The sequence below is a fragment of the Bacteroides sp. NGMCC 1.200775 genome (assembly GCF_040798045.1).
GTDB lineage: Bacteria > Bacteroidota > Bacteroidia > Bacteroidales > Bacteroidaceae > Bacteroides > Bacteroides hominis.
On record NZ_JASCQK010000003.1, the window covers coordinates 125,052 to 140,192 of the forward strand.

Below are 15,141 nucleotides of genomic sequence, written 5' to 3' on the forward strand. Positions count from 1 at the left end.
TTTGCACCCGAACGGCAGGGTTCGCCGCAGGTGGCGCAGCCCGGGGTTTGAAAGGCATTCCCCCAATCCGTCCCCGACGGATTTTTATGTTCACCTGAACATAGCAAGGTATGTTTTCAGCCGCTCAAAATATTTTGAGCAGCCACGAAAACGCCTTGCCCTTGCAGGGGGGCGGGCTTACCCTCCGAAGTCGGGAAGCCTCTCAAACCTGCGGTGCTGTGCCTCGAAGCGGCGGCTTATGCCGTCAAACCGCTAAATCCAAAGTAATATGAGTGAAAAAAGAAGAAACAAAGGCGGGAGAAATCCCAAACTCGATCCGGCGGTGTTCCGCTACACCGTCCGTTTCAGCGAGGAGGAACACAACCGTTTCCTCTCCATGTTCGAGAAGTCGGGCGTTTACGCCAAGTCGGTCTTCCTGAAAGCGCACTTCTTCGGGCAGCCGTTCAAAGTGCTGAAAGTGGACAAGACGCTGGTGGATTACTACACCAAACTGTCCGATTTTCATGCGCAGTTCCGCGCGATAGGCACGAACTACAACCAAGTCGTGAAGGAACTGAGGCTGCATTTTTCCGAGAAAAAGGCGATGGCGTTGCTCTACAAGCTGGAGCAACAGACCGTCGAACTCGTGAAACTGAGCCGCCGGATTGTGGAACTTTCAAGAGAGATGCAGGAAAAATGGTCGCAAAAATCAGTGTAGGAAACTCGTTGTACGGCGCACTTGCCTACAACGGGGAAAAGATCAACGAGGCGAAAGGGCGGCTTCTGACAACCAACCGCATCTACAATGACGGTTCGGGGACGGTGGATATCCACCGGGCTATGGAGGACTTTCTCGCTCTGATGCCCGTGCGGTCGAAGGTGAAGAAACCGGTGGTGCATATCTCGCTCAATCCGCATCCCGACGATATTTTGACGGACACAGAACTTCAGGACATCGCACGGGAGTATCTGGAGAAGATGGGGTTCGGCAACCAGCCGTATCTCGTTTTCAAGCATGAGGACATCGACCGCCACCATCTGCATATTGTGACGGTCAGGGTGGACGAGGAAGGCAGGAGCATAGACACCCGGAATAACTTTTACCGGAGCAAGCAGATAACACGCGAACTGGAACGGAAATACGGGCTGCACGACGCGGAACGCAAGAACCGCCGTCTTGATACGCCGCTGCGCAAAGTGGACGCTTCTGCGGGCGACGTGAAGAAGCAGGCGGGGAATCTGATTAGAGAACTGAACCGCAGATACAAGTTTCAGACGATGGGCGAATACCGCGCCCTTCTTTCCTTATATAATATGACGGTGGAGGAAGCGCATGGCAATGTGCGCGGACGTGAGTATCACGGGCTGGTCTATTCCGTCACGGACGATAAGGGTAACAAGGTCGGTAATCCTTTCAAGTCCTCACTGTTCGGGAAGTCCGTCGGCTATGAAGCCGTACAGAAGAAGTTTGCCCGTTCCAAGCAGGAGATTAAGGACAGGAAACTTGCTGACATGACGAAACGCACCGTCTTTTCCGTGCTGGAAGGCACGTATGACAAGGAGAAGTTTGTTGCCACGCTCAAAAGGAAGGGCATCGACACCGTGCTACGCTACACGGAGGAAGGGCGCATCTATGGAGCCACGTTCATCGACCACCGCACGGGCTGCGTGTTAAACGGCTCACGCATGGGCAAGGAACTTTCTGCCAACGCCTTGCAGGAACACTTCACGCTGCCTTATGCCGGACAGCCGCCGATTCCGCTCTCCGTTCCGGTGGAGGAACTGGAGAACAGGCAAGGATATTCCGGAGGGGAATACGAAAGCCATTCCAGCGGCATGAACCTGTTTGCCCCCGAAGGTCCGGCAGTGGACGCTGAAGAGGAAGCCTTCATCCGGGCGATGAAGCGCAAAAAGAAGAAAAAACGCAAGGGCTTGGGTATGTAATCAGAGTATCAACAATTAAAAAATCAATGTATGTCACAACAAGAAGACGATTTGAGGGCATTGGCGAAAATCATGGATTTTCTGCGTGCCGTGAGTATCATTTTAGTGGTCATGAACGTGTACTGGTTCTGCTACGAAGCCATCCGGCTGTGGGGCGTGAACATCGGCGTGGTGGACAAAATCCTTCTGAACTTCGACCGCACGGCGGGGCTGTTCCATTCCATTCTCTACACGAAGCTGTTTTCCGTCCTTTTGCTTGCCTTGTCCTGTCTGGGTACGAAGGGTGTCAAGGGTGAGAAAATCACTTGGGGGAGAATCTGGACAGCATTTGCCGTCGGGTTCGTGCTGTTTTTCCTGAACTGGTGGTTGCTGCCCCTGCCGCTGCCGCTTGAAGCGGTGACGGGACTGTATGTCCTTACCATTGGAACGGGCTATGTCTGCCTGTTGATGGGTGGTCTGTGGATGAGCCGCCTGTTGAAGCACAACCTCATGGACGATGTATTCAACAACGAGAACGAGAGTTTCATGCAGGAAACACGGCTCATAGAAAGTGAGTATTCGGTCAATCTGCCGACACGTTTCTATTACAGGAAACGCTGGAACAACGGTTGGATCAATGTAGTTAATCCCTTCCGTGCGTCCATCGTGTTGGGTACGCCGGGCAGCGGCAAGTCCTATGCCGTGGTAAACAATTTTATCAAGCAACAGATTGAAAAGGGCTTTAGTCAATACATCTACGATTTCAAGTATCCCGACCTATCTACTATTGCCTACAACCATTTGCTGAACCACCCGGACGGCTACAAGGTAAAGCCGAAGTTCTATGTGATCAACTTCGACGACCCGCGACGCTCTCATCGGTGCAATCCCATTCACCCGGATTTCATGGAGGATATTACAGACGCTTACGAGAGTGCGTACACGATTATGCTCAATCTCAATAAAACGTGGGTGCAGAAGCAGGGTGACTTCTTCGTGGAATCACCTATTATCTTGTTTGCCAGTATTATATGGTATCTCAAAATCTATAAGGGTGGTAAGTATTGCACGTTTCCCCATGCCATTGAGTTCCTGAACCGCCGTTACGAGGATATTTTCCCGATTCTTTCTTCATATCCCGAACTTGAAAACTACCTCTCACCATTCATGGATGCTTGGCTCGGTGGGGCGGCTGAGCAGCTTCAAGGGCAGATAGCATCGGCGAAAATTCCGCTCTCGCGCATGATTTCCCCGCAACTCTATTGGGTAATGTCGGACAGCGAGTTTACGCTGGATATCAACAATCCCGAAGAGCCGAAAATCCTGTGCGTGGGTAACAATCCCGACCGTCAGAATATTTATGGTGCGGCTCTCGGTCTGTATAACTCCCGTATCGTAAAGCTCATCAACAAGAAGGGGATGCTGAAGTCGTCGGTCATTATAGATGAACTACCGACGATATATTTCAAGGGGCTGGACAACCTTATTGCCACCGCACGAAGCAACAAGGTTGCCGTGTGTCTGGGCTTTCAGGATTTCAGCCAGTTGGTGCGCGACTATGGCGATAAGGAAGCTAAAGTCGTGATGAACACCGTCGGTAATATCTTCTCCGGGCAGGTGGTGGGTGAAACCGCCAAGACGCTATCCGAACGCTTCGGAAAGGTCTTGCAGAAACGGCAGTCCATTTCCATCAACCGGCAGGACGTTTCCACCTCTATCAATACGCAGATGGACGCGCTTATCCCGCCCAGCAAGATTTCCGGCTTGACGCAGGGAATGTTTGTCGGTTCTGTGTCCGATAACTTCAACGAGCGCATTGAACAGAAGATTTTTCACTGCGAGATTGTCGTGGATGCAGAGAAGGTGAAACGCGAGGAAAAAGCCTACAAGAAGATACCCGTCATTACCGACTTCACGGACGAGGATGGCAACGACCACATGAAGGAAACGGTGCAGGCGAATTACAGGCGCATCAAGGAGGAAGTCAAGCAGATTGTTCAGGAGGAACTGGAGCGGATTGCCAACGACGACAATCTGAAACACCTGTTACAGCAGAAATAACCGGGCTGACGTGAGGCAATGAAAGCGGGCGGAACAAAGTATCAAACTTGCTCCGCCCGTTATTCTTTAGGGATTCTTAGTCTATCTTCTCATACGCTCCATCTCTTCGTCACGGAGCATCTTCTCGTTCAGTTTTTCCTGCATTTTGTCAAGGAAGTAGGTGCGGCTTTCGTTCTTCCGGCGTTTGATATCAGTGTAGAAGCGGTAGCAGTCTTTAGAATCAACCCCGAATATCTTATAGAGAAGTGGGGCGAGCTGTTTGAGCGGCATATTGCCGTTGTTGATGCAGCCCATCACGTCTATGCCGTAGATAAGTTCCACGAGGTCGATGGCATTGCCCGTCCATTGAAGAAGGCTGGCGGTGGTTTCTGTTGCGTTGTTGGCGGATATTAGTGGTGGCACTTGGGGCGTGGCAAGGAATTTCTGCATCTTTCTTACGAAAGACAGAGCCTTGCTGACGTAGGCGGCAATCTCTCTTTTTTCTTCTGACAGATTACGTACGGGATGGTGCTGCAACTCGATTTCGATGTAGGCAAGCGCGATGACGGTAAGGTTCATGTCCATGCCGCCGTTGCACAGTTCGATCACTTGGGTGGCGAAAGCCGTGTATGCCGTTTCCATATTGCAGTCGCCGGCTTCGTTTATCAGGCGGAAAAAGTCGGTTTCCGCCAGCAAGAAATAATTCATGGTTCTGTCAATTTTGAAAATTACACTTTGTTTTCTGCGTGCGCACATGAATATAATTGGCAAAAAACGCGGCAGAAAATAAAAAATCCAACACTCAATTTTACAAAGTGCTGGATTTCAGAGGTATAAAATTCAGTATTTTTTCACAAGGACAAATTATCTCCGACTTAAATTGTTTGTAATCGGAACATTTATTCTATTCCTGAAAATAGAAATGTATGCTTGCCGCACATTTTGGCTATCTTGCTTTTTTATCAAGGATATAGATAATGCGACATACACCGTTGGGATAGCTTTTCAAAGAGGAAAGCGTCCAGTGTTGCTCTGGCAGAGCCGACTTAAAAAAATGTCGTCCGCTTCCGGATATGAAAGGAACGGTGTATAGTATGATTTCATCCACAGCGTGCATCCGCAGCAGTCCGTTTATATAGTCTGCCGTGTCCGGTGTGGCTTCCGCGAGGTAACGGATGTTTGTGCAGTCTTTTCTCCATTCGTGCAGCATTGAAATGGAATAGTCCGGTGTCACACGGTAAAAGGCTTTCTTCCTGATTTCATCAAGACCGCAACGGTCAAGGCACAAATCCTGATGTGCTTTATCATATAACTCTGAAGAAAGACATCCGTCCATCGTCAGTACGGCGAGAATCTGAACTTTACCCATAATCGTTTCCTTTCGTTAGGCAAGGGTAAAAAAGTAGCGTGCAATTCACACTACCTTCAAGCGATGGCTCTGGTAAAGCCTTTACGGAGAGTACGTGAATGCACGCTATGCGTAAGCATAGCATAAGCATCACGCAATCGTCTCCGTAGTTCCAATTTACCAGATTTTCGCTTGAAACGCCTTGCGGTCTTATCCTATATGTTGGCGGCGAAAAGCTCCTGCCAATCGCCGTTTTTCTCAAATGTTATGCAAAGATAGCCAAATTCAGTGAATTACGGGCTATGATTGCTTGAATTTATATTTAATCTCCTATGCGCACTTTATCTCCTATCGAAACATTAATCTTGTCCAGGACTCCCGATATCTGCGATTTTATTTCGATCTCCTTCATCGGAAAAACATTGCCGGATATGTTTATTTCCTCTTTGATCTCGCGATATTGTGGTTGTGTAGTTTCGTAAATTGCCTTTGTACCTCTTAGCGAAGAACGAAAAGCAACAAATGCCAGTGTGGCGGAAAAGATGCAAATTAATATAATCTTAAATGTCTTCATTATCCTATATTTTCGTTTCTAATGGCGTCAATGGGTTGTATAACAGATGCTTTCATAGCCGGAAATGCTCCGGCAATGACACCGGACAAAATCAAGATAACCAAAGCGAGAACAGCTACATTTATATCTATTTCTGCATGCTTTATCATTGTCGCGTGACGGGCGCTTTCGAGCAACCAATTTATAATCTCAAGAATAGCTGCACCTGATATCAATCCGATGATACCGGAGATTACAGTTATGATGACAGATTCCGTCAGCATTAACACAAGAATGGATTTAGGAGTTGCTCCTACAGCCTTACGGATGCCTATTTCGCTACTCCTTTCTTTGATCACGACAAACATGATGTTGCTTACTCCAACAATACCACTTATCAGAAAACAAATTCCTACGATCCAGATAAACATTTTCAATCCATCAAAGAGTCCCTCAAAAGCAGATGTTTGTGTCTCAAAATTGATTATCTGTAAGGCTTGCTTATCAGAATAAGCAAATTGGTATTTATTAGCGATGAAGGCTCTCAGCTCATTCTCAAATCGCTTGGAATCAACTTCTTTGTTCAGATATAAACAGAAAGCGCGCAATGGAGTCTTATTGTCAATACAGTTTATGTAACTTGAGAAGGGCACATATACCGAATTGATTTCCGAAGCGCTGAAAATATCATCATTCTTTAGTACGCCTATCACCTTAAAATCAATACCGGCAATGTTGATCGACTTACCCAACGCTTTTTGATTATTAAATAAGGTCGTACTGACATTTTCGCCGATAATGGTAACATTACGGGTATTCTCGTCATCTCCTTTATTAAAATATCGTCCATCTTCGTTGATTTTAAGTATCTTAATTCCCATATAGTTTTCATTGATTCCTATAATCTTAAAAAGTCCGCTTTTAGCTTTATTCATCACTTGCGAATAAGGTCCTGTTATTTCAGGCGAAATAGCTTTTATCCCCGGGAACTGTTTCTTTATGCGGTTAAGAAAATGCAAATCGAAATGCAATTGTTCCCCTTCTCTGATATTCTTATACTTCACCCAGAATCCTCATCATTCCATACCATGACGGATTCACCATAAGTTACTAACGTGGTCACATAGCGGTGTGTGGTATTGATATTGTGCTGGGTTTGAAAAATAGCGATTGATTCATTCTCTATTTTCTGTACACGACTACGCTCGTGCAGAACAATAGCGACCATGCTGCCAATGATCGCCATTAAAAGAAAGTATCCTATAAATATTTTATGCTGCAAAAGTATTTTCATTGGCTTGATATTTTACAATCCAAATATTGCTTTCGTACAATATCTACATGCGGCAGAATCACGAAAAATATCCGAGATGAATAACACTAATAATAATTTCAAATTTTTCTATTTATTGCAGTTACATTCCTCCTCCCAACACATGATAAAGTTTGATTACACTTTGTATGCGTTCAAAACGAGTTTGTAGCTGTTGCACTTCCGCTTCGAGAAGAGACTGTTGGGCGGTCAACACTTCCAGATAGGTGGCATTGGAATGACGCATAAGCGATTCTGTCTTTCGCACAGCATCGCATAATGTTTCAACCTGTCGAGCATTGATTTCAATTTGCGATTTTGCCGTCTGCCATGCAGTCAGAGCATCGTTCACTTCTTTTCCAGCGTTCAGCAATGATTGCCGGAACAACAGTTTGGCTTCTTCCTGACGGCTTTTGGCTATCTTCAAGTTGGCGATGTTTGTGCCCCGGTTGAATAAGGGCTGTGTCAGGGAACCGATGGCATTGAGCAACCATTGTCCGGGATTTACGATTACGCCACCGCCGTTATTAGTCCATCCAAGAGTCCCCGAGAGGGTAATATTGGGATAGAAGGCGGCACGAGCCGCATTGGTGGCGTAGAACGCCTGCGCCAGTTCCATTTCAGCCTGACGCACGTCGGGACGGTTGGAAAGCAGTTGCAAAGGGACTCCAATCGAGACAGTATCGGGGAAAGCAGCCTCGGCCAGATTACTTCGTCCAATCGAGTGTGACGGCATGGCAAGTATCGCAGACAGGGCATTTTCTGTTTCGGAAATACTCTTGCGTATGGATAACAGGGATGCTTCGAGTCGCATCACGTTCGCCTTTGCCTGCAATACGCCGGCTTCGTTTGATTTCCCCACTTTTTTCAACGCTTCAAGAGTACGTACGGTAGTCCGCCAGTTCTCCAAAGTCCGGTTACTTATTGCCATTTGTGCGTCAAGCATGGCAAGGGTGTAGTAACTGTCTGCAATAGTGGCGACAAGCTGTGTCTGTACGGCCTGCCGGTAGGCACGGCTTCCTTGTAACGCGGCGGCTGCACCACGCTTTGCCGCCGTAAGTTTGCCGAAGATGTCCAGTTCCCAGCTTGCCGACGCTCCCACATTATATGTCTTTGCCGTTGCTCCGTCATGTTTATTGGCATTACCTTCGGCAGTCAGTCCCAGTGATGGAAGATATGATAGTCTGGCAGTCATCAGGACGGCTTCTGTCGCTTCCACGCGTAACCGTGCCACATTGAGGTCTGTGTTCCGTTCAAGTCCGGTTTCAATCAAGGACTGGAGTTTCGGGTCGGTAAACATTTCCCGCCACGACAGGGACGCGATGGTCGTTGTATCAATGTCCGCCGGTACGTCCCGATACAGATTCTCCGTTGAGAGGTCAGGACGATGATACCGGCTGTATGTGCCACAACCGGCAAACATCCATCCTGACAATATGATATATATTACTGTCTTCTTCATTTAATTATGCTTAACACGTTCTTGAATATATTGGAATACAATAAACAATGACGGCACAAGGAACAACAGAGCCAAAGTACCGACAATCATTCCACCGATTACACCTGTGGCAAGCGAACGGCTGCCGTTGGCACCCACTCCGTGCGCCATCATCAGCGGGACAAGACCGAACACCATGGACAGCACAGTCATCAATATAGGGCGCAGGCGGACTTTTGCCGCACTGTATGCTGCCTGTGCCAGCGTCATGCCTTCCGACCGCCGCTTGCCGGCGTATTCGGTAAGCAGGATGGCGGTCTTGGCAAGCAGGCCGATAATCATGATTAATCCGGTCTGCATGTAGATGTTGTTCTCCAGACCGAAGAGCCACGCAAACAGGAAACTGCCCATTAGTCCGCAAGGCACCGACAACAGAACCGCGAAGGGTATGAACACGCTCTCATACAAGGCGCACAGAATCAGATAGACCAGAACCATGCAGAGCAGGAATATAAGCGTGGCATTGTTGGTCGTCTTGCTTTCCTCACGCGAAATGCCGCCAAACTCGTATGTGTAATTTGACGGAAGCACTTCACGTGCCGTCTCGCCGATGGCTTCGAGCACCTGCCCTGAACTGTAACCCTGCGCCGGCGACCCGCTAATCGAGATGGCGTTGAACAGGTTGAAACGGGTGAGGTCTGACGGGCCGTTGGTCTTGGTCAGGCGCACGAACCGGCTCAAAGGCGACATGCCGCCATCGGAGGCGCGCACATACATGTGGTGCAGGGATTCCGCATTCACACGATATTCCGCCGGAGCCTGCATGGTCACATGGTAGAGCTTGGAGAACCGGTTAAAGTCGGAAACATATTGTCCGGTATAATAGCCCGACAATGTGGAAAGCACATCTGCGGGCGACACACCCGACTGCTCACATTTGGCGGCATCGATATCCACCCAGTATTGCGGATAGTCCGTGGCAAAGGAGGAATAGACTTCGCCGATTTCGGGTCGTTGCGACAAGGCTTCGACAAACTTGTCCGCCTCTTCCTTGAAAGCGGCGATGTTTCCGCCCGCCTTGTCCTGCAAATAAAGCTCGAAACCGTTTCCCATGCCGTACCCGGCAATCATCGGAGGCGACATGGCGAACACCGTGGCATCGGGAATATCTGAAGTGGCGGCATAAATCTTTCCGATGACATCATTCACCGACTGCCCCTCTCCCTTACGATCCTCCCAGTCTTTGAGTGTCACGAAATACATCGCCTGCGAGGGACCGGAACCGCTGAAAGAGAAACCGGCTACCGCACCGCTGTATTCAATCTCGCCGATGCTGTCGAGACGGCTGTTGATACGCTCCATCACCTTACTTGTCTGAGCCATGGATGTGCCGGGCTTCGTGTTCATGCTCACCATGACCGTCCCGGTGTCCTCTTCGGGAATAAGTCCCGTCTTTGTGACATTGACCAGCAGCACCAGCAACCCGAAAGAAATGCCTATGATGCTCCACAACAGCCATCGGCGATGGATAATGAACATCACTCCACGTACATAGCGTCGGCTCAGACTGTCGAAGACGGCATTGAACGCTTTACGGAAACGGGCTGCAAAATTGTTCTTAGTGTTGCCCTGCTCATCGATATAGGGTTTCAGCAGCAGCGCGCAAAGTGCCGGTGAGAGTGTGAAGGCATTGACTGCCGAGATTCCCACGGCAACAGCCATCGTGATACCGAACTGCGTGTAGAACGCTCCCGAAGTCCCGCCCATCATGGCTACGGGGAAAAACACTGCCATAAAGATTATGGTAGAGGTCAGGATAGCCGACGAAACGCCTTTCATGGCATCATCAGCCGCGAGAACTGCTGATTGATAGCCCTCATCGAACTTCGCCTGCACCGCTTCCACCACCACAATGGCATCATCGACCACGGTTCCGATGGCAAGCACAAGCGCGAACAGGGTGAGCAGGTTGATGGAGAATCCAATCATGGACATCACGGCAAATGTGCCGATGATGGAAACGAAGATGGATATGGTAGGGATAAGCGTTGACTTGATGTCCTGCAAGAACACATACACCACCACGATGACCAGAAGTATCGCTTCCAATAAGGTGCGGAGGACAGAGTGGATGGAGGCATACAGGAACTTGTTGGTATCGGTAAGCACCACGAATTCCGTCCCTTCGGGCAAGTCCCGGCTAAGGTCGTCAAGCACTTCGTGAATCTCCTTGATGGTGCTTGATGCATTGGACCCGGCTTTCTGGTTGATGAGCATCATAGCTGCCGGATGCCCGTTCACCTCGGAGGAATAGTTGTAGTATTCATCGCCCAGTTCCACATCGGCAACCTCTTTCAACCGAAGCACATTGCCGCCCGGCAGTGACTTGACGACCAGCTCACCGAACTCTTCCGCTCCGGACAAGCGTCCGCGGTATTTCATCGTGTATTCATTGGCGGTAGGATGATTGGCACCGAAGGAGCCGGTGGCGGCCTCGATGTTCTGTCGTGCAAGTACGGCAGAGATGTCATCGGGGATAAGCCCGTATTGCGCCATCTTGTCGGGACGCAGCCAAAGTCGCATGCTGTAGTTGGAACCGAACAACTGTGCCTTTCCCACGCCGCTGATACGTTTCAGCCTCGGCTCGACATTGATTTTCACGTAATTGCTCAGGAAGGTCTGGTCGAAGCGGTCATCGGGCGAATAGAGCGCGAAAGTCATCAGTTCGGCATTCTGCTGCTTTTCAGTGGTGACACCGGTCTTGGTGGCTTCCGCCGGAAGTTGGCTCAGTGCGCCGTTCACGCGGTTCTGCACGTTTACCGCCGCCATGTCCGCGTTGGTTCCCTGTTTGAAATAGATGTTGATGGAAGCATCTCCCGTATTCGATGCCGTGGAAGTCATATAGGTCATGTCTTCCACTCCGTTGATGGCTTCTTCCAGAGGGGTTATCACTGCCTTCTGCACGGTTTCAGCGTTTGCTCCCGGATAAGTTGCGAATACGTTGATGGTCGGAGGTGCGATGTCGGGGTATTGTTCCACCGGCAAGGAAAACATGGAAATCATGCCCAACAGTACAATCACCACCGAGATAACGCCCGAAAACACCGGGCGGTCTATAAAAAATCGCAGGTTCATTTCGTTTCGTTTTTAGGGGTTATGCTCATGCCTTCTCTCACCAGTCCCACGCCTTCGGCGACAATGGTGTCACCGACCGAAAGACCTTCTTTTACGATAAACCGGTTGCCGTCGTTCAGGCGGTCCACCGTGAGATAGGCGGCTTCCGCCTGTCCGTTTTTCAGACGGTAAGCGATAATCTTGTCCTGCAGTTCCACGGTGGCGGTCATGGGAATGGTTACGGCCTCCGTTTTCGGGTTTTGAAGGATGACATTGCCGATGCTGCCACTCAACAGTTCGCGGTCGGGATTGGGGAACAGGGCTTTGATTTGTACCGTTCCGGTAACAGGATCCACCACGCCGCTTACGGTTTCAATACGTCCTTTCGCCTTGTACAGGCTGCCGTCGTTGAGTTGCAGGCCCACTTCCGGCGTCCCGGCTATCATGCTGTCAATCGAGCCATAGCGAGCCGAATATCGCCGTAGCATATTCTCCGAAATGGAGAAATAGGCATACATCTCCGCATTGTCGGACACGACCGTGAAAGGCTGTGCCATATTGGGACCGACAAGCGCACCGATGCGATAGGGCAATGTGCCTACTACTCCGTTGCTCGGGCTTTTGATTTCCGTATAGGAGAGATTGTTGCGTGCATCCGATTCTTGTGCCTTTGCCTGTTCGAGTTCAGCACACGCCACTGCCAGTTGGTTCCGGGCGAGAGAAAGCTCGTAGTCGGATATGACCTTCTCGTCAAACAATGCCTGCTTGCCCCGCAGCTCGATTCTTGCCGTTTCCACTTTTGCCTGTGCCGCGCTGACATTGGCCTGCGCCGTGCGTAATGCCGCCCGATAGGGCACTTGGTCAATTACAGCCAATACTTGACCGGTCTTCACCCGTTCACCCTCTTTCACTTTCAGACGGATAATGCGCCCGGATATTTGCGGCAGGATGTCCACATCCTGCCGTCCGCGTATGGCGGCGGAATAGGACTCGGAGATTTCCACCGGACTTGCCGCGACCTTTATGACCCGATAACTCTGCACCGCATCCTGCTTGCCGTCCGCCTGCCTGCATCCGGTCGGCAGGAACAGCATGAGAGCAAATGCGGCGAAATTCGTGATAATGAATTGCTTGTTCATATTTTCTTCTTGTTTTGTATTAATTCATAAATTGATTTTTGGAACATGAATAAAAGTTTATCTTTTTCGTTCATGCGGATATTATCAGAATAATCGCCTTTTGTTATTTGATACCCGCATGGCTTGACCATAAAAACGCCTAAGCCCTTAGTGTATGAACTTACTTCTGAGGCGTAGTCTTTACTTGTATTTAATGGAACTTTCCCTTTAATATGACACCACTCATTATTGCAACTGATGTCTTCAATCTCAGACATCATTTTTTGCAAATCTGTAATAGCTTTGGAACTTGCCGCTTGGGGTATCTGCAACTCAAAATAGAGCATCGGTTCGAGAATGTCCACACCTGACTGTTGCAAGGCCAGCCTGAAGACATAAGGGGTCAGCTGTCTGAAATCAGCAGGTGTACTTACCGGGCTATAATACTCGGCTTGAGTAAAAGTTACTTTCAGATCAGTCACTTCCCATCCATGTAAACCAGATTGGCAAGACATACGAATCCCTTCAAAAACGGCATTTTGAAAAGAATGGTTCAGATAACCATAGGAGATGTCACTTTCGATTTGCAACCCTGTCCCTAACGGCAAGGGTTCAAGCGTCAGCCCTATTGTGGCCCAGTAAGGGTTGGGTGGCACTTCGATCTGAATAATCTTATTGACCTTTTTTACAGGTCGTTCTTTGTAGATAGTCTTGATCTCATCAAAATGGACCTTTACGGAAAATCGTTCTTCCAGCAATGTCTGTATGATTTCCTTTTGTGTCAAACCATATAACGAGATTTCCAATTCATCACTATATGAGTTTATGGAAAAGGACAAAGACGGGTCTTCAATCCACAATGTATTCAGAGCGGATATCACCTTGCTTCTCTCTTCGGACCTGTCTGGCCGGACGGAGGATTTGAGAGCGGGATGCTGATGAGATAACCCTTGAATCAAACAAGGTTTAGTACCTAAATAATCTCCGATTCGAAAATCTTCCATATCTTCTACAATCGCGATATCATTGGCCCCCACTTCATCAACATTTATCTCTCTGCCCTGATAAATAGTCTTTAGATTTTTAATCTTGATGAATTTTTCCGAATCGTTGATTCTTACAATGTCTCGAAGTCTCAGACTTCCGTCAATTATTTTTAGAAAACTTCTTTTATGTCCTTTGGGGTCATGCTCTATCTTATAGAGATAAGCTGAAAGTCTGTTTGAGACTGATTCTGGAGGAAGTATAAAAGAAGAGATGGCGTCCAACAACTCATTGATACCGATATTGAACATTGCTGATCCATGTAGTACCGGATAGACTTTGGCTTTTGCCACAAGATCGATTATCGTATTCCAATAATCAGCCGGTGAAATTTCGCTATCCGCCAAATATCGTTCTAATATATTGTCGTCATGGTTGCATACAAATTCTTTGTATTCTTCCTTTATATATGTTTGGGAGCAAATCGGATAAACCAATCCATCGACAACAGTTTGCATAAACAGGACATCTTGAGACAGATTTGTTTTTATATCCAGATACAAACGCTCTAAATTCACACCGTCACGGTCAATTTTATTGATAAATATAATTGTCGGGATTTGCAGTTTTTGTAAAGTATTGAACAGCAACTTTGTTTGCGCTTGTATGCCTTCCTTTGCGGATAAGATGAGGACTGCTCCATCAAGCATTTTGAATGTCCGCTCCACTTCCGCAATAAAATCCATGTGTCCCGGAGTGTCAATGATATTGCATTTCACTCCATTCCAGATAATAGATGTCGTAGAAGCCCGAACAGTAATTCCTCTACGTTTCTCTATATCCATAGAGTCTGTTATGGTGTCACCATTATCCACACGGCCGCACTTTTCCGTTGCTCCACTGGCAAACAGCAGATTCTCGGTTACGGAAGTTTTTCCTGCATCAATGTGAGCAAGAATTCCTAAATTTATAATATTCATTTGGATTAAGCAATAATATACTACAATAGATGCATTGTCGAAACGCACCTTTTAATACCTCCTCGTAGCATGTGAGAACTACAGGATTACTAACTCGTATTAATATGTATATTATTACTGCCGCATAACGATTGCAAAATTACACAAAAAAAATATATCTAACAAAAGTGGGAGGATTTTTTAACTTTTTTTACCATAGACATTTTATTAGGGAAGCGTAGGTTCAACTGGTAAGTACAAATAAGTAGAAATGTTTGAACAACAACGTTTTAGGAAGTTGAAAAAAATCAAGTTTCTCTCTCGGTATAACGTTTATTTTGGCCAATATCTTCTTTAGTTTGGCATTTGA

11 protein-coding genes and 1 pseudogene are annotated in these 15,141 nt (G+C 47.9%); 3 read left to right on the plus strand and 9 right to left on the minus strand.

What is annotated here, in order from left to right; genetic code table 11:
* Positions 1-268: 268 nt before the first annotated feature.
* Genes mobA through mobC form a run of 3 tightly spaced genes read left to right on the plus strand, consistent with a single transcriptional unit; the run spans position 269 to position 3,963 of the window.
* Complete coding sequence (gene mobA / locus QK890_RS09765; protein ID WP_005809224.1) at positions 269-697, plus strand: conjugal transfer protein MobA; 429 nt, start codon at positions 269-271, stop codon at positions 695-697.
* Positions 676-1,923, plus strand: coding sequence for a conjugal transfer protein MobB (gene mobB / locus QK890_RS09770; protein WP_032543188.1), 1,248 nt, complete (start codon positions 676-678; stop codon positions 1,921-1,923). The genes mobA and mobB overlap by 22 nt, the downstream gene beginning before the upstream one ends.
* Positions 1,924-1,953: 30 nt before the next feature.
* The gene (mobC, locus tag QK890_RS09775) at positions 1,954-3,963 is read left to right on the plus strand and encodes a conjugal transfer protein MobC (protein WP_032543187.1); all 2,010 of its coding nucleotides are present in this window, start codon (positions 1,954-1,956) and stop codon (positions 3,961-3,963) included.
* 81 nt (positions 3,964-4,044) lie between these two features.
* On the opposite strand, the gene QK890_RS09780 is transcribed toward mobC, so the two are convergent.
* From QK890_RS09780 to tet(Q), 9 genes and pseudogenes are all read right to left on the minus strand, one after another.
* Positions 4,045-4,650: an RteC domain-containing protein gene (locus QK890_RS09780; RefSeq protein WP_032543186.1), complete on the minus strand. Its 606-nt coding sequence runs from the start codon at positions 4,648-4,650 to the stop codon at positions 4,045-4,047.
* 238 nt (positions 4,651-4,888) lie between these two features.
* Positions 4,889-5,311 (minus strand): dihydrofolate reductase family protein, encoded by a 423-nt coding sequence (locus QK890_RS09785; protein WP_004291474.1) that lies wholly within the window; start codon positions 5,309-5,311, stop codon positions 4,889-4,891.
* A gap of 301 nt (positions 5,312-5,612) precedes the next feature.
* Positions 5,613-5,864 (minus strand): efflux RND transporter periplasmic adaptor subunit, encoded by a 252-nt coding sequence (locus tag QK890_RS09790; protein WP_005809234.1) that lies wholly within the window; start codon positions 5,862-5,864, stop codon positions 5,613-5,615.
* Entirely contained in the window at positions 5,864-6,907 is a 1,044-nt protein-coding gene (locus tag QK890_RS09795) for an ABC transporter permease (RefSeq protein WP_005809236.1), read from the minus strand. The genes QK890_RS09790 and QK890_RS09795 overlap by 1 nt, the downstream gene beginning before the upstream one ends.
* 2 nt (positions 6,908-6,909) lie before the next feature.
* A pseudogene (locus QK890_RS09800) lies at positions 6,910-7,137 on the minus strand (hypothetical protein); the annotation flags it as partial.
* A 121-nt stretch (positions 7,138-7,258) separates the two neighbouring features.
* Positions 7,259-8,617 carry an efflux transporter outer membrane subunit gene (locus QK890_RS09805; RefSeq protein WP_005809240.1) on the minus strand — a complete coding sequence of 453 codons (1,359 nt, stop codon included), beginning with the start codon at positions 8,615-8,617 and terminating at the stop codon, positions 7,259-7,261.
* Positions 8,618-11,731 (minus strand): efflux RND transporter permease subunit, encoded by a 3,114-nt coding sequence (locus tag QK890_RS09810; protein ID WP_005809243.1) that lies wholly within the window; start codon positions 11,729-11,731, stop codon positions 8,618-8,620.
* On the minus strand, positions 11,728-12,849 hold the full coding sequence (locus QK890_RS09815; protein ID WP_005809248.1) for an efflux RND transporter periplasmic adaptor subunit: 1,122 nt from the start codon (positions 12,847-12,849) through the stop codon (positions 11,728-11,730). The genes QK890_RS09810 and QK890_RS09815 overlap by 4 nt, the downstream gene beginning before the upstream one ends.
* Positions 12,846-14,792, minus strand: coding sequence for a tetracycline resistance ribosomal protection protein Tet(Q) (tet(Q), locus tag QK890_RS09820; RefSeq protein WP_117670051.1), 1,947 nt, complete (start codon positions 14,790-14,792; stop codon positions 12,846-12,848). The genes QK890_RS09815 and tet(Q) overlap by 4 nt, the downstream gene beginning before the upstream one ends.
* Positions 14,793-15,141: the final 349 nt, after the last annotated feature.

Coding starts and splice junctions, on each gene's coding strand:
- mobA (WP_005809224.1), top strand. CDS start 269: ATGAGTGAAAAAAGAAGAAACAAAGGCGGGAGAAATCCCAAACTCGAT.
- mobB (WP_032543188.1), top strand. CDS start 676: ATGGTCGCAAAAATCAGTGTAGGAAACTCGTTGTACGGCGCACTTGCC.
- mobC (WP_032543187.1), top strand. CDS start 1,954: ATGTCACAACAAGAAGACGATTTGAGGGCATTGGCGAAAATCATGGAT.
- QK890_RS09780 (WP_032543186.1), bottom strand. CDS start 4,650: ATGAATTATTTCTTGCTGGCGGAAACCGACTTTTTCCGCCTGATAAAC.
- QK890_RS09785 (WP_004291474.1), bottom strand. CDS start 5,311: ATGGGTAAAGTTCAGATTCTCGCCGTACTGACGATGGACGGATGTCTT.
- QK890_RS09790 (WP_005809234.1), bottom strand. CDS start 5,864: ATGAAGACATTTAAGATTATATTAATTTGCATCTTTTCCGCCACACTG.
- QK890_RS09805 (WP_005809240.1), bottom strand. CDS start 8,617: ATGAAGAAGACAGTAATATATATCATATTGTCAGGATGGATGTTTGCC.
- QK890_RS09810 (WP_005809243.1), bottom strand. CDS start 11,731: ATGAACCTGCGATTTTTTATAGACCGCCCGGTGTTTTCGGGCGTTATC.
- QK890_RS09815 (WP_005809248.1), bottom strand. CDS start 12,849: ATGAACAAGCAATTCATTATCACGAATTTCGCCGCATTTGCTCTCATG.